The 25,562-nt window shown below is 71.1% G+C and carries 23 protein-coding genes; 11 read left to right on the top strand and 12 right to left on the bottom strand.

What is annotated here, in order from left to right; all coding sequences use genetic code 11:
* Positions 1 to 22 precede the first annotated feature (22 nt).
* The 3 genes from KIK06_RS14020 (at position 23) to KIK06_RS14030 (ending at position 2,379) form a co-directional block, all read left to right on the top strand.
* A complete protein-coding gene (locus tag KIK06_RS14020; protein ID WP_268643469.1) occupies positions 23 to 553 on the top strand; it encodes a beta-class carbonic anhydrase in 531 nt (176 codons plus the stop codon).
* A gap of 225 nt (positions 554 to 778) precedes the next feature.
* Complete coding sequence (locus KIK06_RS14025; RefSeq protein WP_026127474.1) at positions 779 to 1,105, top strand: tetratricopeptide repeat protein; 327 nt, start codon at positions 779 to 781, stop codon at positions 1,103 to 1,105.
* A gap of 119 nt (positions 1,106 to 1,224) precedes the next feature.
* On the top strand, positions 1,225 to 2,379 hold the full coding sequence (locus KIK06_RS14030) for a PLP-dependent cysteine synthase family protein (protein WP_268643471.1): 1,155 nt from the start codon (positions 1,225 to 1,227) through the stop codon (positions 2,377 to 2,379).
* Positions 2,380 to 2,570: 191 nt separating this feature from the next.
* Here the strand turns inward: KIK06_RS14030 and KIK06_RS14035 are convergent, their stop codons facing one another.
* Complete coding sequence (locus KIK06_RS14035; protein WP_017597873.1) at positions 2,571 to 4,676, bottom strand: DNA gyrase/topoisomerase IV subunit B; 2,106 nt, start codon at positions 4,674 to 4,676, stop codon at positions 2,571 to 2,573.
* 460 nt (positions 4,677 to 5,136) lie between these two features.
* On the opposite strand from KIK06_RS14035, the gene KIK06_RS14040 reads away from it, so the two are divergent.
* A complete protein-coding gene (locus KIK06_RS14040; RefSeq protein ID WP_017597872.1) occupies positions 5,137 to 5,361 on the top strand; it encodes a DUF7455 domain-containing protein in 225 nt (74 codons plus the stop codon).
* 142 nt (positions 5,362 to 5,503) lie between these two features.
* Here KIK06_RS14040 and KIK06_RS14045 read toward each other — a convergent pair whose 3' ends face one another.
* Complete coding sequence (locus tag KIK06_RS14045; RefSeq protein ID WP_268643472.1) at positions 5,504 to 6,214, bottom strand: GNAT family N-acetyltransferase; 711 nt, start codon at positions 6,212 to 6,214, stop codon at positions 5,504 to 5,506.
* A 105-nt stretch (positions 6,215 to 6,319) separates the two neighbouring features.
* Here KIK06_RS14045 and yaaA point away from each other — a divergent pair, with 105 nt between their 5' ends.
* Positions 6,320 to 7,117: a peroxide stress protein YaaA gene (gene yaaA / locus KIK06_RS14050; protein WP_268643473.1), complete on the top strand. Its 798-nt coding sequence runs from the start codon at positions 6,320 to 6,322 to the stop codon at positions 7,115 to 7,117.
* Between the two features lie 273 nt (positions 7,118 to 7,390).
* Here the strand turns inward: yaaA and KIK06_RS14055 are convergent, their stop codons facing one another.
* Positions 7,391 to 8,950, bottom strand: a complete 1,560-nt coding sequence (locus KIK06_RS14055) for an RNA polymerase sigma factor (protein WP_442789771.1) — start codon at positions 8,948 to 8,950, stop codon at positions 7,391 to 7,393.
* A 349-nt stretch (positions 8,951 to 9,299) separates the two neighbouring features.
* The gene (locus tag KIK06_RS14060; protein ID WP_268643475.1) at positions 9,300 to 11,357 is read right to left on the bottom strand and encodes a SpoIIE family protein phosphatase; all 2,058 of its coding nucleotides are present in this window, start codon (positions 11,355 to 11,357) and stop codon (positions 9,300 to 9,302) included.
* A gap of 453 nt (positions 11,358 to 11,810) precedes the next feature.
* Here KIK06_RS14060 and KIK06_RS14065 point away from each other — a divergent pair, with 453 nt between their 5' ends.
* Both KIK06_RS14065 and KIK06_RS14070 read left to right on the top strand, forming a co-directional pair.
* Complete coding sequence (locus KIK06_RS14065) at positions 11,811 to 12,086, top strand: hypothetical protein (protein ID WP_017597867.1); 276 nt, start codon at positions 11,811 to 11,813, stop codon at positions 12,084 to 12,086.
* Between the two features lie 46 nt (positions 12,087 to 12,132).
* Complete coding sequence (locus tag KIK06_RS14070) at positions 12,133 to 13,737, top strand: hypothetical protein (protein WP_268645991.1); 1,605 nt, start codon at positions 12,133 to 12,135, stop codon at positions 13,735 to 13,737.
* 41 nt (positions 13,738 to 13,778) lie between these two features.
* On the opposite strand, the gene KIK06_RS14075 is transcribed toward KIK06_RS14070, so the two are convergent.
* From KIK06_RS14075 to KIK06_RS14090, 4 genes are all read right to left on the bottom strand, one after another.
* The gene (locus KIK06_RS14075) at positions 13,779 to 14,576 is read right to left on the bottom strand and encodes a tyrosine-protein phosphatase (protein ID WP_026127469.1); all 798 of its coding nucleotides are present in this window, start codon (positions 14,574 to 14,576) and stop codon (positions 13,779 to 13,781) included.
* 50 nt (positions 14,577 to 14,626) lie between these two features.
* The gene (locus tag KIK06_RS14080; RefSeq protein ID WP_017597864.1) at positions 14,627 to 15,367 is read right to left on the bottom strand and encodes a nucleotidyltransferase family protein; all 741 of its coding nucleotides are present in this window, start codon (positions 15,365 to 15,367) and stop codon (positions 14,627 to 14,629) included.
* Positions 15,368 to 15,426: 59 nt separating this feature from the next.
* The gene (locus tag KIK06_RS14085) at positions 15,427 to 17,874 is read right to left on the bottom strand and encodes an AAA family ATPase (RefSeq protein ID WP_268643476.1); all 2,448 of its coding nucleotides are present in this window, start codon (positions 17,872 to 17,874) and stop codon (positions 15,427 to 15,429) included.
* A 246-nt stretch (positions 17,875 to 18,120) separates the two neighbouring features.
* Positions 18,121 to 18,873: a ribonuclease HII gene (locus KIK06_RS14090; protein WP_268643478.1), complete on the bottom strand. Its 753-nt coding sequence runs from the start codon at positions 18,871 to 18,873 to the stop codon at positions 18,121 to 18,123.
* Positions 18,874 to 18,989: 116 nt separating this feature from the next.
* Here KIK06_RS14090 and KIK06_RS14095 point away from each other — a divergent pair, with 116 nt between their 5' ends.
* From KIK06_RS14095 to KIK06_RS14105, 3 genes are all read left to right on the top strand, one after another.
* Positions 18,990 to 19,580, top strand: a complete 591-nt coding sequence (locus KIK06_RS14095) for a DoxX family protein (protein WP_268643479.1) — start codon at positions 18,990 to 18,992, stop codon at positions 19,578 to 19,580.
* A 72-nt stretch (positions 19,581 to 19,652) separates the two neighbouring features.
* Positions 19,653 to 20,312: a hypothetical protein gene (locus KIK06_RS14100; RefSeq protein WP_268643480.1), complete on the top strand. Its 660-nt coding sequence runs from the start codon at positions 19,653 to 19,655 to the stop codon at positions 20,310 to 20,312.
* Between the two features lie 174 nt (positions 20,313 to 20,486).
* Positions 20,487 to 20,678, top strand: a complete 192-nt coding sequence (locus KIK06_RS14105) for a hypothetical protein (RefSeq protein WP_268643481.1) — start codon at positions 20,487 to 20,489, stop codon at positions 20,676 to 20,678.
* A gap of 116 nt (positions 20,679 to 20,794) precedes the next feature.
* On the opposite strand, the gene KIK06_RS14110 is transcribed toward KIK06_RS14105, so the two are convergent.
* Positions 20,795 to 22,243 carry an SPFH domain-containing protein gene (locus KIK06_RS14110; RefSeq protein ID WP_268643482.1) on the bottom strand — a complete coding sequence of 483 codons (1,449 nt, stop codon included), beginning with the start codon at positions 22,241 to 22,243 and terminating at the stop codon, positions 20,795 to 20,797.
* Complete coding sequence (locus KIK06_RS14115; RefSeq protein WP_268643483.1) at positions 22,240 to 23,919, bottom strand: SPFH domain-containing protein; 1,680 nt, start codon at positions 23,917 to 23,919, stop codon at positions 22,240 to 22,242. Before KIK06_RS14115 ends, KIK06_RS14110 begins: the two co-directional genes overlap by 4 nt.
* Positions 23,920 to 24,232: 313 nt before the next feature.
* On the opposite strand from KIK06_RS14115, the gene KIK06_RS14120 reads away from it, so the two are divergent.
* Complete coding sequence (locus tag KIK06_RS14120; RefSeq protein WP_268643485.1) at positions 24,233 to 24,538, top strand: hypothetical protein; 306 nt, start codon at positions 24,233 to 24,235, stop codon at positions 24,536 to 24,538.
* Between the two features lie 18 nt (positions 24,539 to 24,556).
* Here KIK06_RS14120 and KIK06_RS14125 read toward each other — a convergent pair whose 3' ends face one another.
* Positions 24,557 to 24,991, bottom strand: a complete 435-nt coding sequence (locus KIK06_RS14125) for a CBS domain-containing protein (RefSeq protein ID WP_017597855.1) — start codon at positions 24,989 to 24,991, stop codon at positions 24,557 to 24,559.
* 168 nt (positions 24,992 to 25,159) lie between these two features.
* Complete coding sequence (locus tag KIK06_RS14130) at positions 25,160 to 25,522, bottom strand: cytotoxic translational repressor of toxin-antitoxin stability system (RefSeq protein ID WP_268643486.1); 363 nt, start codon at positions 25,520 to 25,522, stop codon at positions 25,160 to 25,162.
* Between the last annotated feature and the right edge of the window lie 40 nt (positions 25,523 to 25,562).

The raw sequence follows: 25,562 nt of genomic DNA on the forward strand, positions 1-25,562 counted from the left end.
ATGGAGACAGGAGTGACCCGACGTGAGTGAGTCCCACGACCCCGCCCCCGCGCAGGGCGCCTTCGACGACGTGTTCGCCGCCAACGACGACTACGTGGCCGAGTTCGCCCTGCACGGCCTCAAGCCCGTGGCCGCCCGGGGACTGGCTCTGGTGACCTGCATGGACTCCAGGATCGAACCCCTGGACATGCTGGGACTCAAGCCCGGCGACGCCAAGATCCTCCGGAACGCGGGCGCCCGGGTGACCGACGACACCCTGCGCACGCTCGTCCTGGCCGTGTACCTGCTGGGTGTGGAGCGGGTCCTCGTCCTTCCCCACACGCGCTGCAGGATGGCGTCGGTGCCGGGTGACGACGCCGTGCACGACCTCATCCAGGAGAAGTACGGGGTGGACACCCGCAGCCTGGAGTTCCACACCAACAGCGACCAGATCGGCGCGCTCAAGCACGACCTGGAGCGGATCCGCCACCACCCGCTGCTGCCCGCGGGCCTGCCGGTGGCCGGCGCGATCTACGACGTGGACTCGGGCCGGATCACCCCCGCCGACGTCTGACCCGCGGCCTGGCGCCCCGACCGCATCCGTCCCCCGGAGGGACCGACGGCCGTGCCCGTGTGTGCACGCGGCACCGTCCGGGGATCTCTCCAGTGGGGACGGGTGCGGCGGGGTGGTGCTCCACGAGTGCGCGCCGTGCCGTTTCCTCCCCGTGTCTCGTCTGGGAATGCGGTCACCACGGTGGCCGTTGTGATCCGGGACGGCCCCGCCGTCGAGAGGAGCACCGTGGAAGAGAACACCTACGAGATCTTCAACCGCGCACGCATGTTCATGGAGCTGGGCGACCCGATCTACGCCGCCCGCACCCTGGAGCCGATCGTCGAACACGAGCCGAACAGCCGCTCCCTCCTGGAACTGCTCGGCCGCGCCTACTTCCACTCGGCGCAGCTCAGGAAGGCCGAACGGACCTTCCGCAGGATCATCGAACTGGACCCCGTCGACAACTGGGCCCACATCGCGCTCGCGCGCACCCTGGAACGCCAGAGCCGCCACGAGGAGGCCTCGACCTACCGGCGCATGCACGCCGCGATGTCCGGCGGGTCCCTCGACTGAACCGCCCTGGGCGCCGCTCCGCCGATCCGGCGGGGCCGCCCGCGCGGCTCTCCCCGACACCCGCGCACCCCGGGCACAGCGGGGCGAAGCGCCGGTCCGCAGCGGCTACGCTGCTGATCATGGCACGTCCGACAGCCCCCGACAGCCCTGATCCCTCCCATGACCCCGCGTGCGTGGACCGGTCCAGCGATCGTGCCCGCGCCTGGGCCGACGAGGCGGTCCGCAGGGTCGTCGCCGACGCCAACCGCTCGGCCGACACGCACCTGCACGTGTTCCCGCTGCCGCCCGAGTGGGGCATCGACCTGTACCTGAAGGACGAGTCGGTGCACCCCACCGGCAGTCTCAAGCACCGCTTGGCGCGTTCGCTGTTCCTCTACGGGCTGGCCAACGGCTGGATCACCGAGGGCACCACCATCGTGGAGGCCAGTTCGGGCTCCACCGCCGTGTCGGAGGCCTATTTCGCGCAGTTGGTCGGACTGGATTTCGTCACGGTCCTCCCCCGCAGGACGAGCCCGGAGAAGATCGCGCTGATCGAGCGCTACGGGGGCCGGTGCCACTTCGTCGACTCCCCGCCGGACATGTACACCGAGGCCGAACGGCTCGCCCGGGAGACCAACGGCCACTACATGGACCAGTTCACCTACGCCGAGCGCGCCACCGACTGGCGGGGCAACAACAACATCGCGGAGTCGATCTTCGAACAGCTCTCGATGGAGCGCTACCCCTGCCCCGAGTGGATCGTGGTGGGCGCGGGCACGGGCGGCACGTCCGCCACCATCGGCCGCTACCTGCGCTACCGGCGGTTGGGCACCCGACTGTCGGTCGTGGACCCGGAGAACTCGGCGTTCTTCCCCGGCTGGGTGACCGGCGCGACCGACTACGCCACGGGGATGCCGTCGCGGATCGAGGGCATCGGCCGCCCGCGTATGGAGCCGAGCTTCGTCCCGTCGGTGATCGACCTGATGATGCCGGTGCCCGACGCCGCGAGCATCGCCGCGATGCGTCACCTGCACGAGGTCACCGGCCTGTGCGCGGGCGGCTCCACCGGCACCAACCTGTGGGGCGTGTGGCACCTGGTGGCCAGGATGCTCCGTGAGGGCCGCAAGGGCAGTGTGGTCACCCTGATCTGCGATGGCGGCGAACGGTACCAGCACAGCTACTACGACGACGCCTGGGTGGCGGAGCGGGGCCTGGACCCGGCCCCCTACCGTGCGGCCATCGATCGGCTGCTCGAGAGCGGGGACTGGGCCCCGCCGAGCCCGCCCGGGACCTAGGTTCCTGGACGGGCCGAAGCGCGGCGGCAGGCCCCAGGGAGTTTGACGTTCGGGCGTCGGCAGGGTTCTGCACGACGAGGCGAGCCGCGTAGCGAGGAACGAGCGATAGGCGCCGCCGAGGAGGAAGAATTCCTGCCTCTTTGGGCGCCCGAACACGGGCCAAAGCGAAGCGGAGGCCCCAAGAGGCACAGTCAGGTGTCGATGCGGGCGACGTCCAGCTCTTGGGCGCCCTCCTGGATGAACCTGCGGCGGGGCGCCACCTCGTTGCCCATGAGCAGGTTGAACACCGAGGCGGCTTCCTCGGCCTGCTCCACCCGGATACGGCGGAGGGTGCGCCGACGCGGGTCCATGGTCGTCTCGGCCAGCTGGTCGGCGTCCATCTCGCCCAGACCCTTGTACCGCTGGACCGGTTCCTTCCAGGAGATCTTCCGCTTCTCCAGGTCCAGCAGCGTGCGCGACAGCTCGGCGTCGGAGTAGGTGTAGATGTAGCGGTCCTCGGGCCTGGCGCCGCGCTTGCGCCGGGTGTTGGTCAGCTCGATGCGGTGCAACGGCGGGACCGCGGCGTACACCCGGCCCGCCTCCAGCATGGGCCGCATGTAGCGGTAGATGAGGGTGAGCAGCAGGCACCGGATGTGCGCGCCGTCCACGTCGGCGTCGGCCATGAGGATGATCCGGCCGTAGCGGGCGGCGTCGATGTCGAACGTGCGGCCCGATCCCGCGCCGACCACCTGGAGGATCGCGGCGCACTCGGCGTTCTTGAGCATGTCGGTGACCGACGACTTCTGCACGTTGAGGATCTTGCCCCGGATCGGCAGGAGCGCCTGGAACTCGGAGTCGCGGGCCAGCTTGGCGGTTCCCAGCGCCGAGTCGCCCTCGACGATGAACAGTTCGCTGTGCTCCAGACCCTCGCTGCGACAGTCCACGAGCTTGGCGGGCAGCGCCGAGTTCTCCAGCGCGTTCTTGCGCCGCTGGGTCTCGCGCTGCTGGCGTGCCGCGAGCCGGGCCTTGGCCGCGCCGACGACCTTCTCCAGGACCGTGCGCGCCTTGGCCTTCTCGGCCTTCTTGGTGGAGGTGAGGAACTCGCGCAGCTCCTTGCCGACCACCTGGGAGACGATCCGGGAAGCCGCGGAGGTGCCCAGGATCTCCTTGGTCTGCCCCTCGAACTGCGGTTCGGGCAGGCGGACGGTGACGACCGCGGTCAGGCCCTCCTGGGTGTCGTCCTTGGTGACGGGGTCGTCATTGGTCTTGAGCAGCTTGGTGGCGCGCAGCTGGTCGTTGATCACCCGGACCAGGGCGCGCTCGAAGCCGTTGAGGTGCGTGCCGCCCTTGGGGGTGGCGATGACGTTGACGAAGGAGCGGACGGTGGTGTCGTAGCCGGTGCCCCAGCGCAGGGCCACGTCCACGTCCAGGCGGCGCTCGACGTCGGCCGGGACCATGTGTCCGGCGTCGTCCAGGACCGGGACGGTCTCGTTGAAGGTGCCCGAGCCCTGGATGCGCAGGACGTCGCTGACCGGCTCGTCCGGCGCGAGGAAGGTGCAGAACTCGCTGATACCGCCGTCGAAGCGGAACTCCTCGGTGTAGGCGGGCTCACCGTCCGCGCGCTCGTCGCGCACGGCGATGGTCAGACCCGGGACGAGGAAGGCCGTCTGGCGGGCGCGGTCGAGGAGGGACTCGCGGGCGATCTCGGCGCCCTTGAGGAAGATCTGCATGTCCGGCCAGAAGCGGATCCGGGTGCCGGTGATCTTCTTGGCGACCTTGCGGACCTGCTCCAGTCCGGAGACCGGCGTGAACTCGGCGTCGGGCCCGGCCCCCGCGAAGCGGCCCGCGATGCCCCTGCGGAAGCTGATCGCGTGCGTGTGCCCCTGCCGGTCGACCTCGACGTCGACCCGCGCGGACAGGGCGTTGACGACGGAGGCGCCGACGCCGTGCAGGCCGCCGGAGGCGGTGTAGGAGCCCGAGCCGAACTTGCCACCCGCGTGGAGCTTGGTCATGACCAGCTCGACACCGGACAGGCCGGACTTGGGTTCGGCGTCCACCGGGATGCCGCGGCCGTCGTCGCTGACCGAGACGGAGCCGTCGGAGTGGAGCGTGACGTCGATCCGGCCGCAGAAGCCGCCCAACGCCTCGTCGACGGAGTTGTCGATGATCTCCCACATGCAGTGGGTCAGGCCTCGGCTGTCGGTGGAGCCGATGTACATGCCCGGCCGTTTGCGTACCGCCTCCAGGCCCTCCAGGACCGACAGGTGCCGAGCGGAGTAATCCTCGGGGTCGTGGACGGCTGCGGTCAAGGCGGTCACTCGGACATCTCCTGCGTCTTGAGGGCCTTTGGAGCTCTGATGCGGTGCGTGCCCTTTGTACCGCGCCGCACCGACGAAAGGGGGCAGGCCACGGCGTGCCGGTCGGTTTCCACGTGGTGGAGTGAGCGGGGTCGTGGGCCACCTGAGTCGCGTCCGGCGTCGTCGCCGGGGGCCGCCCGTGTCGGGCCGCGTGGACGCGGCGACGGGTGCTGCCCCGCGCGAGACTACCACCTCCTGTGGATGCGACCTGGATACTCCCACTTTCTGGGGATGCCGGAGCCACACAAGGGGTATCAACAAGGCAGGGAACCGACAGCGGGCGACAAAGACCCCATCTCGTTCATCCGGGGAGCCAACCGGGCGGATTCCGCTGTCGGCGTACAGCCGAACCGGTTGGGAACGTCTGGGGGCGGTTAGATGTTGTCAGAGGTGACTAACGCCGAGTATTGAGGATGGCGAAGTGACTGGAACCCTTGCCCCCACCCAGCAGCTGACGGCTGCCGACCGTTGTGACCGCTGTGGTGCACAGGCGTACGTCCGAGTGCTCTTGAACTCCGGCGGCGAGCTTCTCTTCTGCGCGCACCACATGCGGAAGCACGACGAATCCCTCCGCAAGATCGCCTCGGACATCCAGGACGAGACGGACAGGCTCCACGAGAGCAAGGCCACCGCCGACGAGCGTTAGCCACGAACGGACAACTTCACACGGAAGTACGGAACGTGCGGCGGCGGCCCCGGAAGGGGTCGCCGCCCTCTCTCGTGTGTGACACGGGTGCACCACGGCCCCGGTGGGCCCCGCCTGCGGTTCGACCACCGCCCCGCGTCCCCTACGGTTCGCCCACGCGGTAGTGGTAGCGGTCCACCTCGCTGAAACCCGCGCGTTCGTAGGCCCGCAACGCCGCCGCGTTGTCCTCCAGGACCAGCAGGTAGGCCCGCTCGGCGCCCCTGTCCCGCCCCCAGGCGAGCAGCGCCCCGATGATCTCCCGGGCGAGCCCGAGCCCCCGGACCTTCGGCTCCGTGAACATGTTGTACAGCCCGACCCATCCGTCAGCGGCCGCCGCACACCCCCGGGCCCCGCCCGACGTCTCCACGGCGTACCCCATGACCGGGACGCGGTCCATGATCCGGTGCTGGCCCTCCGCGACCCGCGTGTCCACGCCCTCCGCCGACCACAGCGCCCGCCACCGCGTGTCGGGCCGCGACGCCACCTCGACCCTGGCCTGCGCCAAAGCCGCGGAGTCACCCACGTCACCGATGTCGCGCACCATGACCATGGCGGCGCGGCCCTTCGTGTACCCGCGTGCGGCCAGGTTCCGGTCCAGGTCGTCCATCCCCCTCCAGACCTGTACCGCCGGGGGCGCCCCGCGCTCACGGTAGAACCGCTCGACGGTCTCCACCCGTGCGGCGGCCGGGTCCAGGAGCACGGCCGAATTGGCGCGGAAGGTCACCCCGCCCGCGTAGCCCAGGTGCCATCCGTCGGTGACGCACACCTCCTCCGGCGGCCAGTCCCTGGCGATCCTGCGTGCCCACGCGTGCATCCCGAGCCCCTCGACGCTTCCGATGATCCGACGATGCTAGTGGCGACCCCGTACCATGGCAGGGCCGATCCGGCTCTCCACCCGCAGTACCAGGGAAGTCCCACCATGCTCATCTTGCTGCCGCCGTCCGAGGGCAAGGCCACCTCCGGCGAGGGGCCGCGTCTGGACCCGGCCTCGCTGACCCTCCCCGAACTGACCGGGGCCCGCGACGAGGTCGCGGCGGCGCTGGCCGAGGTGTGCTCGGGCCCGGAGGAAACGGCCCTGGAGGTCCTGGGCCTGTCCCCGGGCCAGGCGGACGCGCTCAAGCGCAACCTGGACCTGGCCACCGCGCCGACCCTGCGCGCCGCCGACCTGTACACGGGCGTGCTCTACGACCGCCTGGGGCTGCCCTCGCTGCTCGACTCCCCCGCCGCCGAACGCACGCGCGAGCGCGTCCTGGTGTTCTCCGGGTTGTGGGGCGTGGTCGGGCCCGAGGACAGGGTGCCGCCCTACCGCCTGTCGATGGGGGTCACACTGCCCCCGCTGGGCGGACTGGGGGCGTACTGGCGGCGCGCCATGAGCGGCCCGCTGGGTGGGCTGGCCGAGGACCGGATGCTGGTCGACTGCCGCTCGTCCGCCTACGCCGCCGCGTTCCGGCCGAAGGGGGCCGCGGCCGAGCGCACGGTCGCCGTCCGGGTCCTGCGCGAGCGGGTCGTCGACGGGCAGACGCGCCGCTCGGTGGTCAGCCACATGGCCAAGGCCACGCGCGGCGACATCGCGCGCGTGCTCCTGACCGAGGGGGTGGACGCCACCACCCCGGACGAACTGGTGGCCGCCCTGCGCGACCTCGGGCACACGGTGGAGCTCCAGCCCGCGGCCAAGCCGGGGACCGCGCGCGCCATGGACGTCGTCATCCGCGACTGACCGGCACTGACACACGTAGGGGGACGACCGCGACGGTCGTCCCCCTACGTCATGCCTTTATCCCGCACCTACACCCCGGGTGACAGCATGGCTGCTGTCGGATGGACGTCGACACACCCTGGAACACATGGGGGAAGCGCCCGGTGCGCCCGAGGACACGCGGGGATCGCCACACCCGCGGGCGGCGGGGCGAAAGCGGACCGGTGTGCCGTCCCGAGGGATCGGGGCGGCACACCGGAAACGGCCTTTCAGGTCGTTGCTACCCGGACCGGCCTAGTCCAGGTAGTCACGGAGCACCTGCGAACGCGACGGGTGACGGAGCTTCGACATCGTCTTGCTCTCGATCTGCCGGATGCGCTCGCGGGTGACCCCGTAGACCTTGCCGATCTCGTCTAAAGTCTTCGGCTGGCCGTCGGTGAGACCGAAGCGCATGGAGACCACGCCGGCCTCGCGCTCGGACAGGGTGTCCAGGACCGAGTGCAGCTGCTCCTGCAGGAGCGTGAAGCTGACCGCCTCACCCGGCTGGATGGCCTCGGAGTCCTCGATGAGGTCACCGAACTCGCTGTCGCCGTCCTCGCCCAGCGGGGTGTGCAGGGAAATCGGCTCACGGCCGTACTTTTGGACCTCGACCACCTTTTCAGGGGTCATGTCCAGTTCCTTGGCCAGCTCCTCCGGGGTGGGCTCGCGGCCCAGGTCCTGGAGCATCTGGCGCTGGACGCGGGCCAGCTTGTTGATGACCTCGACCATGTGCACCGGAATGCGGATGGTGCGCGCCTGGTCGGCCATCGCGCGGGTGATCGCCTGGCGGATCCACCACGTGGCGTAGGTGGAGAACTTGAAGCCCTTGGTGTAGTCGAACTTCTCCACCGCGCGGATCAGACCCAGGTTGCCCTCCTGGATCAGGTCCAGGAACAGCATCCCGCGCCCGGTGTAGCGCTTGGCCAGCGACACGACCAGTCGGAGGTTGGCCTCCAACAGGTGCTTCTTGGCGCGGCCACCGTCCTCGGCGATCCACTCCAGCTCGTCGCGCAGCTCGAAGCTGAGGACGTCGCCCTCCTCGGAGAGCTTCTCCTCGGCGAACAGCCCGGCCTCGATCCGCTTGGCGAGCTCGACCTCCTGTTCGGCGTTGAGCAGCGGCACCTTACCGATCTGCTTCAGGTAGTCCTTGACCGGGTCCGCGGTGGCACCGGCCGCGACCACCTGGGCGGCGGGAGCGTCGTCGTCATCGTCGTACAGGACGAAGGACTCGTCCTCGGACTTGGGCACGGTGGGCGCGCCGACGGCCTCGGGCTTGGCGGGCTTGGTGTCCTTGTCCGTGGCGTCCGCCGGGTCCTCGACCAGTTCCAGCTCGGCGCCGGTGTGTTCGAGGTCGTCCAGCCCCTCGTCCGCGAACTCCCCCGCGGGCGCCAGTTCGAGGTCCTTCTTGGCCGACTTCTTGGTGGCGGTCGCCTTCTTGGCGGTCGTCGTCTTCTTGGCCGTGGTCTTCTTCGGCGCCGCCTTCTTGGCGGTCGTCGTCTTCTTGGCCGGGGTCTTCTTGGCAGCCGTGGTGTCGGTGGGCGCGTCCTCGGCGTCGGCCGAGCCGACGACGGCGGTCACCGTCTCCGGCTGCTGCTGGGCGGCCGCGGCGCGCGCGGGCTTGGCCGACCGCGTGGCCGTGGTCTTGGTGGACCTGGTCGAGGTGGACCGCGTGGTCGCCGTCTTGCGCCGGGGAGCCTTGCGCCGCGAGGAGGCCGACTCGGGCACTCGTACGGTCACGTCCTCCTTGGCGAGGATGCGAAGCACGGACTGCGCCTGCGACATCGGGATTTCGGCCTCTTCGAAGGCACGGCGCACGTCCTCGGGCTCAAGAAAGCCCTGGGACCGCCCACGCTCGATCAGCTGCTGAATGACGGGCTCTTGCAGTGACTCGGACTGCTTCGAGCGAGTCGAACTGGCAGATGACACAAACACCTCTCGAACGGACGTGTGGCGAGATTGTCGGACCCGGTTGGTCCGCCTGGCCGGGACCGGGCGCGCGCCCTCTCCCACCTGCGGCCTGGGATCGTCCCCACTGGGGCGGGGAAGCCGTTTGTCTATCAAGCGTATGCGCTCTCGGAGGTCATCCCCCTGGAGGATCACCCCCGCGTCGCGGGGCGGAACGGCTTCTTCACTGTAGGCAAGGCAATGGACTTGTTCGTACGGTCTACCGCTCCGACGCGGAGTCGATCACCGGAAGCTGAACGGCGAGCAGTGTGACGTCGTCGTCCTGCTCGTACCCTTCGAGCATGCTCTCAACAAGGTACTCCAGCATCTGATGTGGGTCGCCCACAGCCTCCGGGGGCGCCGAGGCGGCCACGCGGACCAACTCGTCGAGACCGGAGGCGACGGACCGTTTGCGGTTCTCAACCAGACCATCGGAGTAGAGGGCGACGGTGTTACCGGGTTGCACGAAGAATTTGTGGTGACCTCTGGGAGTGCTGACCCCGAGCGGCGTGTCGGGCTCCCCTTCGAGCAGCGAGGGGCCCGCGTTGCCCGCGACCACGAGCGGGGGCAGGTGTCCCGCGTTGCTCAGGTCCAGCTGGCCGGTGACCGGGTCGAGGACGAAGTAGACCAGGGTGGTGACCTGGTCCATCCCCTCGGTGGCGTCGAACATCCGGTCCAGCCCGGTGAGGACGTCGGCGGGTTCGGGCATGTTGAAGGCCAGAGCGCGCAGCGCGTTGCGGATACGGCTCATCCCCGCGGCGGCGGGAATGCCCTTGCCCATGACGTCGCCGAGCACACCGGCCACGCGCCCGCAGGGCAGCGGGAAGGCGTCGTACCAGTCACCGCCCACCTGCACGTGCTGGGAGCCCGAACGGTAGTAGGCGGCCAGGCGCACCCCGCTGACCTCGGGGAGCTCCTCGGGCAGGAGGCTGTGCTGAAGCGCCTGCGCGGTGTCGTGTTCGCGCTCGTAGAGCTGGGCCCGCCCCACGGCCAGGGCGCACTGGCCGGCGAGTGCCTCCAGGAACACGCGTTCCTCGTCGGTGACCTCGCGCGGCGCGGTGAAGGACAGGCGCAGCGCGCCGATGGTCCGGCCCGCGATCGCCATCGGCAGGGCGACCCAGGCGCGTTCCGGGGTGGCCTCGACCAACTCGTCGACCTCCGGCGCGCCCTCGAACAGCGCGCGCAGCTCAGCCGGGTTCGCGGCCAGGCACGGCGCCTGGTCGGCGACGGCGCGGGCGGCGGGGTCGGGGTGTTCGAGCGAGAACGAGGCCCGGGGCGGCGCGTGGGCGTGTTCGGTGGCCATGGCGCGCAGGCGGAGACGGTCGCGGTCGTACAGGACGACACGGGTGTGGTCGGCGCCCACACCGGAGTGACCGATCTCGGACATGGCCCCCACGACGTCGTCGACGGTGAGCGCCTCAGCGAGGTCGGAGGTGGCCTTCTGGAGGCGGGCGGTGCGCATGGCCGCCTCACCCAGCTGCTGGTTGAGCCGCTGGCGAAGTTCGTCAGCCTCGCGTTCGGTGGTGACGTCCACGAACGTGCCGATCCACTCGACAGTTTCGGTCCCGTCCTTGATCGGATTTGCGCGCGCCCGGTAATGGTCGTAACCGCCTGAGCGGGTCCGCACCCGGAACATGGCGTCGAAGGGGGTCACGTCCAGCACGGCGTCGTTCCACGCCCGCTCGACCCGGGTGCGGTCGTCGGGGTGAACCGCCCCGAGCCATCCCCGTCCCAGGTAGGCCTCGACGTCCTGACCGGTGACGGAACGCCACTGGGGACAATCCTCGTGCATGTCTCCGCCGGGTCCGGCCGCCCAAACGATCTGGTGGCCCGCCTGCAGCAGGGCACGCAACCGCCGTTCGTCGCGTCGGGCCGCCGCGGACTCGTGTTCCCGAGCGGCGATGAGTCCGACCTGGTCCTCCCCGGTGTCAGGGTCGGCGACCGGGAACCAGGTCAGGTCCCAGACCTGTCCCCGCGCGGTCCGGAACCGGTCCCGGACCGCGTCTCCACCGCCGCGCACGGCGGCCAGGGAGGCGCGCTGGGCCGCGGCTCCGGCCGCATCGCCCGACTCCTCCAGCAGTTCGGCGGGGGTTCGGCCCAGGCACTGGGCCGGAGCGAGGCCGAACATGGTGGCGAGCCGCTGGTTGACGGTCCCCAACCGATCGTCCGAGCCGATCAGGGCGAATCCGACGGGGGCGTCGATGAGAAGCGATTTCACCGCGTCTGGCAGTTCTGCCCCCTCGATCCGGGGTGGCGGAATGGACGTCTCGGCGCTCACCTGCTCGACACCTCCGGAACCGTCGGACTCCCCATCCGTTTTCGTTGGGGACGCGACTCCTCTCGGCCGCTGTCACCGCTCAAGCATAAGACACACCCGCCCCCGCGCAACGGCCCCTGTGGACGGCCCGGCCCGGACACGGAAGGTCAGGAGCGGGCCACACCCCGCCCGTGAAACGGTCAACCGGCTGTTTTCCTCCGGCGTTTCGCCACCATTGCGCGGTCGGCGACGTGCGACCGGTTTCCGACGTGAACTCCGAAACCAGGTCACTATGTGCCTGAAAAGTCCAATTCACACCGTTGAGCTGCGTTGATGGAGGGACCAGAGTAAACGCTGTCCCCCCAAGGTTTTGTCAACAGCGCACCGCGACGGGGGTTGACAGTCCGTTCAGAACAAGTGGAATGGGTGGAGGTCACCGTCCAGGCCATCTTCCAGCAAGGGGTGTGAGCGAGAATGCTCCAGACCTTCCCGGTCCAGGATCTCAGGCGGATCTCGGCGAGGCTCCACGACGAGTTCAGCGACCTGTCCCATCGTTGTGTCGAGCGCTGTGTCAGTGACACATGGAACTGCGTCGAGCACCTGGGCATCGCGGTCACTCCGCACCTGGTAGAGAGGGTCGCCCGCGAGCACCTGGAGGCGATGATCAACTCCGTGCCCCCGCCCCGCCGTCCACAGGCGGGGCCACGTTCCGGCGGCACTGGCATACCCTCAGGTGGTGCCCACCCCTGAGCCTCCCACCGGACCCGAACCTGTTCCCGGCGCCGTCTTCGACGAGATGCTGCGCGCCGCCCGAGCCCTGCTGGCCATGCGCGACCCCCTGGACGCGGAGCTGGCCTTCAGCGAGATGCTCGGAAGCTGGTGGGGGGAGCACGTCCCGGGTGTGGACGTCGAGCGGCTCCTCGGCGAGGGGTTGGTCGCGCACGCCACCGCCTCCGGCAAACCGGCGGGGCTGGGTGTGCTGGCGGCCGTCAGCGCCCTGGGCACTTCCCCGGCCCAGCGCCACCTGGCCGAACAGGGGATGATCGCGCTCAGGGAGCGCGGCCTCCAGGTGCCCGAGTGGGCCTCCCAGCTCGGCGCCGTCACCCCGCTGGCCGCCTACGTCCACGGCGACCGGTTCGGTGACACCGACGACGTCGTGTGCGTGTTCGGCCGGGGACGGGACGGGGGCGCGGCGGCCCCACCGCCGGAGCACGCCCTGATCCTGGTGGTGGACCACAATGGCGGCGGGCTCCTGCGTGACGCGTGGGTCACCTCCAAGGTCGACCAGCTACTCGACCAGTGCCGGGCCCGGGCCGAGGAGGACGACTCCACCCGATTCTCCCCGTTGGGCCTCGGCGCGGCACGCGCCCTGCTCACACGCGCCCTGGAACGGACCGACCTGGTCGTGAGCGGTGCGTCCGCCGATCCCGGCGCGGGCCCCACGGTGCACGCCGTCGGGCTGGGCGCGGCCGATCTCATCGGCGGGTCCCTGGCCGCCCACTACGCGTTCGCCCGCTCCCGTGTCCGGGCTCTCCCGGCCCCGGACGGCGACGCCCCGCCCGTCCCGGTATGGCGGCGCGACAGCCGCGCCGTGCTCGCGGCGCGCTTCCTGGCCTCGGACGAGGCCGCCGGTCTCTCGGACTCCTACGCCGCCAGCCGCTGCGCCGACCACATCATCGCCTACGGCTGCGACGTGGACTCCGGACGGCCGCTGCGGGTCAGCCCCCGCAAGGCGGAGGCGTTCCTGCTGCACTGGCTGCCCGGCCGCGTCGTGCTGCTGCCGGAGGAGCAGGAGGCGATGCCGCACGTCCTGGCGGCGTGGGTGCGTTGGGCGGGCGCGCTCTCGCGCTTGTCGGAGGCCGCCGTGGGCGCCACGCTCGACGCCGTGTGGGAGTCCACCGGCCCCTTCGTGCGCGTCTACCGGGACCCGGCCCGCCCGCTGGGGCTGCGTCAGGAGGCGGTGCGCCGCCTGCTGCCCGACGGTGACTTCGCCGCACTCGCACGGCGGATGTTCGCGTTCCCGTTGCTGGCCAGCGAGATCGTCGCGGGCGCACCGGAGGAGTTCGACCCCGCCACCCGGCGCGGCCGCCGGGCGCTGCTTCGTCTGGACCACTACGGCGAGTACGAGGCGGCCACCCCGCACAGCGGCCGCCACTCCAGCGGGCAGGACCACTGGTACCGCCCGGTGACCGGGACCGACCCCGAGCGCGAGCGGGAGCTGGACCGGCACGAACGGCTCGCCGAACGGCTCTGGCACGGGCGTCCCGCGCACCTGTGGCGGGCGGCGCGGCGCCTGCTCGACCGGGGCGTGGACCGGCCCACCGTGCTGGCCGCCCTGGGCTCGGAGCTGGAGGCGGCCTCCGACGAGACGGACCTGCGCCGCCGCCTGGACTCGCTCTAAGCCCCTGCGGGCGACGCCCGAGCCCGCGAGCCCGCATCAATTCAGTGCAGCATGCGTTCCCGCAGCCGCTCCACGGTGCCGTCGGAGAGCCGGAGACCCTCGGTGACGTAGGAGTCGAAGGATCCGTACACCTCGTCGACCCGCGACAGCGCGGTGTCCAGGTACTCGGAGCGGACCCGTGTCATGGGCGCCAGGTCCTCCCAGTCGAGCCCGCTGTTCGCCGACAGCTTGCGCATCCACCGTTCGGTGCTCTCCTGGCGCTCGTTGCTCACCAGGTAGTCGGCGACGATCGTCACGTGGTCGACGCCCAGCAGGCGCAGGAGCAGCGCCGCTCCCCAACCGGTGCGGTCCTTGCCCGCGCTGCAGTGGAAGACGAGGGCGGTGGGGCCCTCGGCGGCGCGCTCGACCAGGTCGCGGTAGCCCTTCAAGGCCGTGGTGTCCGTGACCAGTGCCCGGTAGACGGCGTGCATGAAGCGTTCGGCCGCGCCGTCGCCGAACGTGGCGCGGGCGGCCTCGGGGTCGGCGAGTACGTCCTCGAGGTTGGCCCCGACCGTGTCGGGGTCCTGCACGGCCACGGCCGCGTACTCGGCCCCGGCGGGCGTGATGTCGGGCAGGCTCGCCCGCGCGCGGGGCGTGCGCAGGTCGACCAGCTGGCGGATGCCCAGGCCGTGGTAGACGGGCAGATCCTCGTCGGAGACCGAGTGCAGGGCGTCGGAGCGGAAGAGGACACCGGTGCGGACCGTGTGTCCTGAGGTGGTGCGGTGGCCGCCGAGGTCGCGGAAGTTGGGGGCGCTGGGGAGGATGAATCCGTCTTTTGTCACGTTCGTGACGATACCCACCCACCCCAGCACCGGGTCAGCCCGTGTCCGACGTCCCGGGGAAGAAGCGTTTAACGGGGCTGCTCGGCCTCGCGCATGGCGGTGATCGCCTCGCCCGCCTCCTTGACGTCCTTGGCGGTGTCCACTCCGCGCCAGAATCCGTCGATGCGGTAGGCCGTCAGTCGGCCCTCCTCGGCGAGGTGGGGGAAGGTGGAGGACTCGTGGTCGCCCTTGGCCGGCAGCAGGGGGGTGATCCCCGGCTCGAACAGGTAGACCCCCGCGTTGATCCACACCGGTAGCAGCGGGCTCTGGGTGAACCCCTCGATACGGTCCTGGTCGTCGACGTCGACGATGCCCCACGTGGTGCGGAACTGCGACAGGGCCAGGGTGGCCAGCCCGCCGCGCTCGCGGTGGTGGGCGGTCATCGCGTCGAGCGGGAACCAGGTGAGCACGTCACCGTTGAGCGCGAAGTAGGGCGCCTCCTGGTCGCGCAGTCCGGTGGCGGCGTAGCGGAGGGCGCCGCCCCGGCCGAGCGGTTCGTCCTCGACCAACAGGGTGATCTGCGGCCCCTCCGTCCGGGCGGACAGGTGGTCGCGCAGCACTTCGGCCTTGTAGCCGCAGGAGACGACGACCTGCTCGACGCCGTGGGAGACCAGCCACTCCAACTGGTAGTCGATGATCGGGCGTCCGGCCACCTCGACCATCGCCTTGGGTCGGGTGTCGGTGTAGGGCCGCAGCCGCGTGGCCTGGCCACCGGCGAGGATGAGCGCCTGGGTGACGGGAGGCGCGGAAGGTGAGGGTGTCGCGGTCATGGATCGGACCCTAGCAGTCGGGCGCACGGGCTCCGAGGCCGTGTGGCGGGGCCCGCTTCTCAGGCCTGCTGGGTGGCGTCGGCGTAGGCCAGACGGACGTCGGCGCTGGTGACCACGGTGAGCTGGGCCGCGGTGGCGGTCTCGCCGACATCCCGGGAGACCCGCAGGTCGCGGTGGGAACACGCCCTCTCGAACAGGGAGCGGGCGAAGCGCCCGTTGCCGAGCTCGTCGATCCAGCCCTCCGCGCACACGTGCGTGAAGATGCTGTGCAGGTCCTCGCGCGCGCCGTCGTCGAAGGCGTCGCCGGTACGCGCCGCGACCGCCTCGGCGATCGCGGTCAGCTCCTCGGCGGTGTAGGAGGGGAAGCGCACGCGTACGTTGAACCGCGAGGACAGGCCGGAGTTGGAGGCGAGGAAACGCTCCATCTCACCGGGGTACCCGGCCAGGACCACGACGAGCCGGTCCCGGTCGTCCTCGGCCCGCTTGAGCAGGGTCTGCACGGCCTCGGCCCCGAACGCGTCGCCGCCACTGTAACCAGGGTTGACCAGGGAGTAGGCCTCGTCGACGAACAGCACCCCGCCCAGGGCCCGGTCGACCAGGCGGTTGGTGCGGATCGCGGTGGCGCCCAGGTGCTCACCGACCAGATCGGCGCGCTGGGCCTCGACCACCTCGGCCCGGCCGAGGAGCCCCAGCGCGGAGAAGACCCGGCCGAGGACGCGCGCGACCGTGGTCTTGCCGGTTCCGGGCGGCCCGGAGAAGACGAAGTGCCGCATGGGCGCCTGGTTGAGCAGTCCCTGTTCCTCGCGGAGCTTGGCGACCCGGAGCTGGGCGACGATCGAGCGGACCTGTTCCTTGACCGGTTCCAACCCGATCATGGCGTCCAGTTCGGCCATCGCCTCCTCGATGCCGGGCACCGTGCCGAAACCGGGCAGGTGGGAGGTGAGTTCGCCGTAGGCCGCGGCCACGTCGGCGGCGCGGACCGTGATGAGCTCCTCGGCTTCGGGGCGCGGCGCGGGTTCCCCTCCCCGCGCACCGGCCGTGACCACACGCACGTCGCGGGCCTGGGCGGCCTTCTCCACCACCGAGCGGGCGAAGCGCCCGTTGCCGAGCTCGTCGACCGCCTCGATCCGCACCGCCTGGTCGAAGCCGCGCCGAAGCGACCGGGCCGCGTCGTCGTCGAGGCTGTCGCCCCGTTGGGCCACGAGGGACTCGGCGATACGGAACAGCTCGTCCGCGGAGTAGCTGGGAAAGGTGATGCGGGTGGCGAAGCGCGAGGCCAGACCGGGGTTGGAGGCCAGGAAGGCGTCCATCTCCTGCTCGTACCCCGCGAGGACGACCACGAGCCGGTCCCGGTCGTCCTCGGCCCGCTTGAGCAGGGTCTGCACGGCCTCGTTGCCGAACCGGTCAGGCTGGCCGTCTCCCTCGTTGACCAGGGAGTAGGCCTCGTCGATGAAGAGCACCCCGCCCAGAGCCCGGTCGATGAGCTCGTTGGTGCGGATCGCGGTGGCCCCCAGGTACTCACCGACCAGATCGGCGCGCTGGGCCTCCACGACGCGTGCGGTGGGCAGCAAACCGAAGGAGTGGAAGATCGTGGCCAGGGCGCGGGCGACGCTGGTCTTACCGGTGCCGGGAGGGCCGGAGAAGACCAGGTGGCGCAGGGGCCGCTCGACCGGGAACCCGGCGTCGGCGCGTAGCCGGGCGGCCTCGATGGAGGCGGCGAGTCCCCGGACCTGCTGTTTGACGGGGTCGAGGCCGATCATGGCTTCCAGCTCGGCCAGGGCCTGGTCGACCGGCACGGGCTCGGTGCCGTCGTCGGAGGCACCCCCGCCGTGTGTCGCGCGGTTTGCGTCGCCCATACGGCCGCGTACCGGCTCGGAGTCGGTCCGGGCCGCGCGGCCACCGCCCGGTCGGCTGTCCGTGGCCGGCCTCGCACGGGCGGAACCGCCCTCCTTGACGATCTGTCGGGAGGCGGCCAGCCGCCACACCAGGCAGGCCCCGGCGGCGACGTAGAGCAGCGCGATCCCCCAGGAGGCGGGGAGCGGGGGGATCACCATCCCCGCCAGGGCCAGGGAGAACCCCGCGACGAGTCCGGCGGTGAGGGACAGCGCCGCGGTGTGCCACACGGGGAACTCACGCACACGGCTCGCGGCGAGGACGACGAGCGGGGGCACCGGGAGGAGCAGAAGCGTCACCGGTTCCCCGACGAGCGGGATCTGGAACAGGGGAACGGCCACCGTCAGCCACACGACGCACACCAGCACCGTGACGAACGCGTCGAGGGAGCGCATCAGGGCCGCGAGGAGCAGGAGGAGGGCGAGGGTGACGGTGACCGTGGCCAGGACCGGCAGGCTCACCACGAGGGCGACGACGGCGACCACCGTGACCAGGACCAGAGCGGCCACCAGCCGCCTGCCGGGGGGGACGCGGTGGTACAGGGCGCGCACCCGCGCGAGGCCGGACGCGCGTCCCGGTTCCGCGGCGGCGGTGGAGTGCGTATCGCGCGTCATCCATACCCTTCCTGCCTGGGGGTCCGTGGGAGGTCGGCTCTCCTGACCGTGGGGGCCGGGCCGGGGCGGCGCCGGAGGGGACCGGTTCCACAGCCATGGCTACGGCCCCAGCCTTGCCCGAAGTGGTGTGGATGTCCAGTGCGAGGCGGCGTGTCGCGCCCGGGGGACCCGGATCCGGACCGGGCCCCGTTCCCGTCCCGTGGCACGGACGCGCCGGTCCTCGGGCGGCCGCCGTCCGCACGGGCCTCACAGCAGGGACAGCTGCTCACCCTGGTCCTCGGGGCCGCCGCCGCGCGCGCCGGGCGCCGACCCGGCGGTGGGCGCGGTGCCCTCGCGATACGTGCGCAGATGGCGCCAGCGGGGCAGGGCATCGAGGTAGGACCAGCTCAACCGGTGGTGCGGGGTGGGACCGGACTCGGCGAGGGTCGCGCGGTGGACGGGCGAGGGATACCCGGCGGCGCCGTCGAAGCCGTATCCGGGGTGGTCGGCGTCCAACTCGGCCATGAACGCGTCCCTGCGCACCTTGGCCAGGATCGCGGCGGCCGCGACGCTCACACATGTCAGGTCGCCCTTGACCTGGGTGCGCACCCGCCAGGGGCGGCCGATGAAGTCGTGGCGGCCGTCGAGGATCACCGCGTCGGGGCGTGCCGACAGGCCCTCGAGAGCGCGCCGGGCGGCGCGGTGCAGCGCCTCGGTCATCCCCACCTCGTCGATCTCGGCGGGCTCGGACCAGCCGAAGGCGTGGTCGGCGACCCAGGGGGCCAACCGTTCGGCGAGTTCCCGGCGGCGCTTGGGGGTGAGCCGTTTGGAGTCGGTCAGCCCCGCGGGCGGGGCGCCCTCACCGGGCACGGCCGCGCAGACCAGCAGCGGGCCGGCCCACGCACCGCGCCCGACCTCGTCCATCCCCGCGACGATCCGGGCGCCGCCCGCACGGAGTTCGTCCTCCACCTCGAACGTGGGGGCTGCGGGCGGGACGGCTCTCGTGGATGCGGTGCTCACCCGACCACCATAGGGGTTTGCGCGACTCACCGGGCGTGACGTCACGCCACCCACGGCTACGTTGGGTAGTTTTCGCTTGTCGGCACAGCCACGATCGAACCCCAGGAGGGGTGGACATGCTGTCCACCAGGAGCCGCCCCCGCGTCCGCCGAGGAAACCTGTACGACGTCGTCGCCGCCCTCACCCGGGTGGGAGCCGGCTGGATGTTCGCCGAACACGGCCTGGACCTTCGGGGGCGGACCGGCGAGGTGTCCGCCCGGCTGCCCGACCCCGGATCGACGGTCGCGGGCGCCCTGGCCCCCGCACTTCCGGCGTTGCTGATCGGGTTGTCGATCGCCTTCGCCGTGGGACTGCTCACATGGCTGTCCGGCCCCCTCCTCGCGGCGGTCGCCCTGGTCGGCGCGCTCACCGCGCAGAGCGGCGGGGCGGACCCGTCCCCGTTCGGCTCATGGTCGACGACAGCGCTGGTCACCGCGGTGTGCGTACTCATGGCCGTCCGCGGCGGCCGCTGGTCATGGGACCACCTGATACTGACCCCCGCGACCGTCGACCCCTCCCGGTCCGGCGCCCGGACCCGAGCCCCCGCCCGAGAGGCGGCGCCCGCCCGGCACGATGCTCCCCCCTTTTCCCCCAGACGCCCCGAACACGCTCCGCCACTGCTCTATCCTGTGGGTGAGGCCGCTCTTGGACGGCCGTCTCGACTGTGACGCGGCCGGTTCGACCCTTCGGCGTGCCCGCCGGACCGTGTCGCGAGGACGCGGATTCGACGGAGGGAACGCATGTCCGCCGCAGGTTCCGGTTCGGCCCCTGACGGGTCCGTGGCCAAACTGATCGAGATCGCGGAGCCGCCGACTCTCGGCCAGCGCCTGATCAGCTGGGCCTCACGTCCGCCCGGCCGGCTCTACATCCCCGCGTGCGCGGCCGTCGCGCTCATCCTGGTCTTCGAGGACAGCGTTCCCGCCGGGCACCTGCCCGCGTTCACCGTCGGCCTGGTCTGCGGGCTGCTGCTCGCCGCGATGGGCGCTCTGCGGTTGGGGATCGCGCTGGCCGTCGCCCGCCCGATGATTCGCCACTACTGGCTGCGGTGGGTCTCCGCGCCGCTGATCGCGGCCACCGCCCTCGGACTGTCCGGTGCCGACGTGCCCCTCCAACTGCGGATGGCGGCGTCCACCGACCAACTGCTGGAGCTCGCGGGACGGGTCGAGGACGGTGGGACCGCCGCGCGCGACGGCGCGTGGACGGGGGCCTATCCGCTGGAGGAGGTCTCGGTCTCCGGTGACCTCATCCACTTCACGGTCGACGGCGCCGGGCTGCTGGACCCCGCGGCCGGATTCGCCCACAGCGCGCAGGACCTCCCCGTCGGCGTGTTCGTCCCGGGGCAGGGCTCCCGGATCTACGAGCACGTGTCCGGCGACTGGTACGTGTGGGTGAGTCACTGAGGGAGGTTCCTCCCGCCGCACACGAAGGCACGACGGCGCCTTTTCCGGGCCTTTTGCCGCTCGCTGCCGTGCTCACACCCGGCTCTCACCTTGGGTCTGTAGACAGGGGGCATCCCCCGGGAAGGGTCCCCTGACCCCTCCTCCACGGCTCCACCGACCCCGAGGAGATGCCCCATGCGTGAGTTCGCCCTCACCCTCCACCTGCGCATCCATGACTCCATCACCGCGCTGCGCCGAGCGCACGCCACCGGTGACGACGACCTGGCCAGCAGCCTGGCGGGCGAGGTGGAGGACCTCGTGGAGATCGCCGTACGCAACGGCATCGACATCGCGGCGGGCTACGCCTCCCTCTCCGTCGTGGGGTGAGGACCAGCCCCTCATCCGCCACGAGGAGGACCGGACGAACATGAGGACCCGCGACGGGCGTCGCGGGTCCTCGTCGGTTCCGACTCCGGCGGCCGGGCACCGAGCCGGGGCGGGGGTCAGCGCCGGCCGTACCCCTCGCCGCGTTCGAACTGCTGACGCATCGCGACGTCCTGCTGACGCTGGTACTCCTCCGCCATCCGCTGCTGGCGCTCGGCGGCGGCCGCGACCGTGCCCTGGGCGGACTCCAGCACGTCCTGAGCACCCGCCGCGGACGTGACGGAGGCGTCCCGGTGCGGTGCCGTACCGTCGAGCACCCTCGGCAGCAGCTGCGCGGTGAGCAGGGTGGACAGCGCCGAGGAGTCACCCGAACCGGTCTCGGTCTGCACCACCACCGGGCGCGGCGCCCGCTCCGCGAGCGCGGCGCCCACGTCCAGACGACGGCGGGCCAGTTCGTACTCCAGCACCGCCCGGTTGTCGCGGTAGGCGGTGGCCAGCCGCCGCTGGGCCTTGGCCTCGTTCTCGGCGGCGACCAGGTCGGCGCGGCCACGCGTCTCGATCTCGTACCGCACCCGCTGCGCCTCGGTCTCCTGCTCCTCGAGCATCTGCGCCACGTCCTTGCGCGCCTTGTTGAGGGAGGCGTTGACCTCGACGATCTTGGCGTCACGGGTCTTCTTGGAGCGCTCGATGTCCATGAGGAGGGTGTCGATGCGGCGCTTGCGCGTCAGCTCCCACTCCTGCTCGTAGGCGACGAGCTCCTTGGCGACCCGCTCCCGGGTGGCCAGGTGCTGCTGGTACTGGTTGGGCAACTGCACGTCGGGGATGTTGCAGCCGGTGATGCGCACGCCGTACTTCTCCAGCTGGGAGTTGAGCAGGCGCCGCATGTCCTCGACGTTGGATCCGCGCAGGTCGTAGGCGGACTCGGTGTTGACCAGCCGGCTGCGCTGGCGGATGGCGTCCTGGACGGCGCTGGAGAGCACCAGGTCGAAGTTGCTCGCCCCGATGATCGTCACGAACCGGGTCGGGTCGATGATCTGGAACTTGAGGAAGAACTCGATCGACTTCAGCGGCACGTTCTCCCGGGTCGGGCACGCCAGGACCGGAGCCGTGTAGGGGATCTCGGTACGGGTGTCGACCACGAAGTCCACCCGGGACCAGGGGTGCCACAGGTAGTGGCGGCCCGGCCCGATCTCACCGACGATGGCGCCGTACCTGGTGAGGATTCCGTGGGTCCCCTCCTCGATCTCGACGATCGAGCCGCGCCACCACCACAGACCGGCGACGGCGACGCTCAGCAGGCCGACGAGCATGGTGGGGATCGCCAGGAGGGTGTAGAAGATCTCGCCGGCGCCGAGCGTGGCGTTCAGAGCCATCATCAGCGCCGAGCTGAGGGCGAACAGGCCGAACCAGAGCGGCACGGTCCAGCGCAGGCCGCGGGTGTCGCGCGGGATGACGACGGGGACGAGCACGCCCTGGTCGCCGCCGCGCAGCAGACCGGCCAGGTCTCCCCAGGAGGCGAGCGACTCCTTGATGCTGGAACCGCCACCGGTGTTCACGGACTGGCTCATCGGGAAGAACCTCCCTGGTTGGGTCCGAAGTCATCGGTGTCCTGCGGAGCCTCCGCGAGGCGTCCGTCGATGGCCTCCTCCGAGACCGACTGGCGGATCTCCTCCACCAGGTCCTCGCCCGGGTCCTCGCCCTCCGCCGGCTGGCGCCGCTGGGGGTCGGGGTCCGCGACGAGGGCGCTGATCTCCTGCTCGCGTTCGGCGATGCGGGCGGAGATCTCGCTCAGTCGGGCGCGGATGGCCTCCATGTCCGCTTCGGAGAACAGGGAGGTGTCGCTCTGGCCGATGATCTCCTGGGCGATACGCAGGTAGTCGACGGAGGCGGTGTCGCCCGAACCGATCCGCAGGACCTGCGGGAGGCTGTCGGCGACGGCCTCCAGCTTGTCGAGGAGGTTCTCGCGGAAGCGGTAGTTGAGGATCTCGGGGGCCTCGGCGGCACTGACCGCGCGGATGTCCAGGGCCTGGGCCTGGAGGAGGGCCGAGTTCGCGTTGGCCTCGGACTCGGCCTCGACGAAGCGCTGGCGGGCCAGCGCTCGCGCCCGGTTGGTCTCGCGCTCCAGGGCGGTGTCCATCTGCGCCTGGTACTGGGCGATGTCCGCCTGGATCGCCGAGAGCGTCTCGTTGAGGGTGGCCAGCTCCTTGTTCAGGTCGCCCTCGTTCTGCTCCTTGCGCAACTGGAGCTCGTACTCGAAGGTGTAGGCGTCCTTGGCCACGCGCACCATCTCCGGCGCCGCCAGGTCCATCCGGTACTCCTGGCTGGAGGGCTCGGCGTGGGTGATGTTGGCGCTGGTCAGGATGACGATCCCGCCGAACTGCCGGTTGAGCTGGTCGAGCAGGGCGTGGGTGCTCTCACCGACCATGTCGTAGATCGCCGAGGCCTCCTGCTCGTAGATGAGGCTGCGGGTGGTCTCGCTGATCGCGTTGTTGAGCTTCTCCTGGAAGCCGTGCACGCCGCCCAGGGTGTAGACGAAGCCGGTCGCGTCCGCGATCCGGAACTGGACGAACAGGTCGACCGAGGCCTGGACGCCGCTCTTGGTGGGGGCGGAGCGGATGGGGGCGTTGAAGGGGTACTCGCGCGTGGTGTTGACGATGTAGGAGACGCGCTTCCAGGGGTTGAGCAGGGTGACCCGGCCGGGGCGGAAGTTGTCCTCCCGCTTACCGAAGCGGGTGACGATCGCCTCGCAGCCCTCCGGGACCATCACCATGCCCTGGCGCCACCACATGAACGCCGTGACGGCGACGGTGACGATCCAGTAGTGGATGCCGAAGAAGGGGTTGAGGAGGGGGTTCGCCCCGGTGAGCGAGGCCGGGATGAGGACGGCGAAGGCGCCGAGGAGGCCGAGGACCACCAGCGCGATCGCCGGGAGCATCGTGAGGAACGTGCGGCCGCGGGGGATGACCATGGGGCAGATGACGTGGACCGGGCCGCTGTGGCCGCGCTCGTGGTAGCTGCGGTTGAGCGCCTCACCCGCGTTGTTGAGCGAGGTGGTCTTCTGTTCGATCCGGGTCCCGACGGACTCGCCCTGCTCGCGTGCGGCGATGAAGTCGCGGGGGTCCAGGCCACCTCCCCCGTCGGACTGGTCCGAGACCTGTTGGACGGCGCTGGCCATCACCTGGCGCGGATCGCCCCCCTGGGCGACGGCGTCGGCGGCGCCGCGCACGGTCTGCGCGAACGACATAGGCGTGGACTCCTTGCTGGCGGAGACGGGGAACTATCGGGTTCGACGCGGCGTACCCCTGCTCGGTTCCAGGTCGGAGTGGGTACGCGAGCAGGATCGGCCGTAGTGGACAGGACCAACTGTCCCATGGGTCACGCCCGAAACCCATTGCTCGTGTCCTGAGTGTGACCGGCGCGGACACCGGGGCTCTCCGGCGCGGTGCCCCTGAGGGGCCGCCCCACGTGCGTGCCGGATGGTGGTGCCCGCGGACCGGGGGTTAACGTCGTTCGCGGGGCCGCGCCACGAGGCGGCCACGACGAGGAGGAGCCATCCGATGACTTCGGTACCGACCGCAGCACTGACCACCGCGGGGCTGATCGGCGGCTACGCCACCGCCCGTGCCACCGGCAACCGCCCGCTGGGCGGGGTGGTGCTGGCGGCCTTCGGCGCGGCGGCGTTCGAGACGTGGCGCCGGCGCTCGGGCGTGGGGACCGCGATCGCGCTGAGCGGGGTGTACGTGGGGGCGTTCGGTCTGGCGCACCCGCTGGCGAAGAAGGTCGGCTCCTGGCCCGCCGTCCTGGGCGTGACCGCCGCGACGGCGGCCGTCGCGGTCGCCGTGGGGGACCGGGCGCACGAGTAGGGAGCCGGCCCCGGGGGGTCAGGCGCGGCGGCCCTGGATGTAGGCCTCCAGCGCGGCTCGGTCGTCCTCCAGCACGCTCAGGCGGCTCTTGACGACGTCGCCGATGCTGACGATGCCCACGAGCCTGCCCCCGGAGAGCACCGGGACGTGGCGGAAGCGGCGCAGGGTCATCGCCTCACTGACGTCCTCGACGGTGTCCTCGGTGGTACAGGTGAAGACGTCGCCGGTCATGATGGCTGCGACGGGGGCGGCGAGGAGTTCGGGGCCGGAGCGGTCAAGACCCCGGACGACGTCCCTCTCGGAGACGATGCCGACGACGCGGTCGCCCTCGGCGACGACGACGGCGCCGATCTCGTGTCGGGCGAGTTCGGTGAGCAGGAACGCGACGGTCGCGTCGGGGGCGACACTGACCACCTCCGTCCCCTTGGACCGGAGGATCCCGGAGATCAGCATGGCGGACCACCTTCCGCTGGCGGGGGCGCTCGGTCCCGAAGGGTTACCCGCTCCCCCGCCCCGTCAACCACAGGTCTGGACCAACCGTGCGCTCTGTGTGAAGCCCCGGACCACCGCCCCGCTCACGGGCTTCACGGCTCAACGGACGCGGCTCCCCGAGGCTCGGCCTCAGCCGCCCCCGATCCAGTACCGCTGAAGCCTGACGAGCGCCTCCTCCTTGCTCATCTGCGCAATGTCCGCCTCATGGAGACCGAGCTTGGAGATCAGCAGGTGAACGAGGTCGGCGGGCAGTGCCTCCGCAAGCGGTACGGGTACTCCCCGGTCAGGAGGGGCACCATCACGGACGCACGCCCAGAACGCGGCCTCGTCGACATCGAGCTGGTCCCGGAGGATGTGCGCCCACATACTCCTCCCGCAGTCGGTCCGATCCGCAGGTCGGGACACCCTGGTACGCAGGATCCGACCGTCCGGCAGGTCCAACTCGTAGGTGATGTGGTGGGTTCCGGTACCACCGCGGGTGTTTCGTACCACCCTCCACCCTTCTGCCTTGCAGAAGCGGTCATGGTCCTCG

Origin of the sequence: Nocardiopsis sp. EMB25 (assembly GCF_026797795.1) — a bacterium.
GTDB lineage: Bacteria > Actinomycetota > Actinomycetes > Streptosporangiales > Streptosporangiaceae > Nocardiopsis > Nocardiopsis lucentensis.

Bases quoted from the DNA above. Each gene is read 5' to 3' on its own strand.
- KIK06_RS14030 (WP_268643471.1), top strand. From the start codon at position 1,225: ATGGCACGTCCGACAGCCCCCGACAGCCCTGATCCCTCCCATGACCCC.
- KIK06_RS14045 (WP_268643472.1), bottom strand. From the start codon at position 6,214: ATGCACGCGTGGGCACGCAGGATCGCCAGGGACTGGCCGCCGGAGGAG.
- yaaA (WP_268643473.1), top strand. From the start codon at position 6,320: ATGCTCATCTTGCTGCCGCCGTCCGAGGGCAAGGCCACCTCCGGCGAG.
- KIK06_RS14065 (WP_017597867.1), top strand. From the start codon at position 11,811: ATGCTCCAGACCTTCCCGGTCCAGGATCTCAGGCGGATCTCGGCGAGG.
- KIK06_RS14070 (WP_268645991.1), top strand. From the start codon at position 12,133: ATGCTGCGCGCCGCCCGAGCCCTGCTGGCCATGCGCGACCCCCTGGAC.
- KIK06_RS14080 (WP_017597864.1), bottom strand. From the start codon at position 15,367: ATGACCGCGACACCCTCACCTTCCGCGCCTCCCGTCACCCAGGCGCTC.
- KIK06_RS14085 (WP_268643476.1), bottom strand. From the start codon at position 17,874: ATGACGCGCGATACGCACTCCACCGCCGCCGCGGAACCGGGACGCGCG.
- KIK06_RS14095 (WP_268643479.1), top strand. From the start codon at position 18,990: ATGCTGTCCACCAGGAGCCGCCCCCGCGTCCGCCGAGGAAACCTGTAC.
- KIK06_RS14100 (WP_268643480.1), top strand. From the start codon at position 19,653: ATGTCCGCCGCAGGTTCCGGTTCGGCCCCTGACGGGTCCGTGGCCAAA.
- KIK06_RS14105 (WP_268643481.1), top strand. From the start codon at position 20,487: ATGCGTGAGTTCGCCCTCACCCTCCACCTGCGCATCCATGACTCCATC.
- KIK06_RS14110 (WP_268643482.1), bottom strand. From the start codon at position 22,243: ATGAGCCAGTCCGTGAACACCGGTGGCGGTTCCAGCATCAAGGAGTCG.
- KIK06_RS14115 (WP_268643483.1), bottom strand. From the start codon at position 23,919: ATGTCGTTCGCGCAGACCGTGCGCGGCGCCGCCGACGCCGTCGCCCAG.
- KIK06_RS14120 (WP_268643485.1), top strand. From the start codon at position 24,233: ATGACTTCGGTACCGACCGCAGCACTGACCACCGCGGGGCTGATCGGC.
- KIK06_RS14125 (WP_017597855.1), bottom strand. From the start codon at position 24,991: ATGCTGATCTCCGGGATCCTCCGGTCCAAGGGGACGGAGGTGGTCAGT.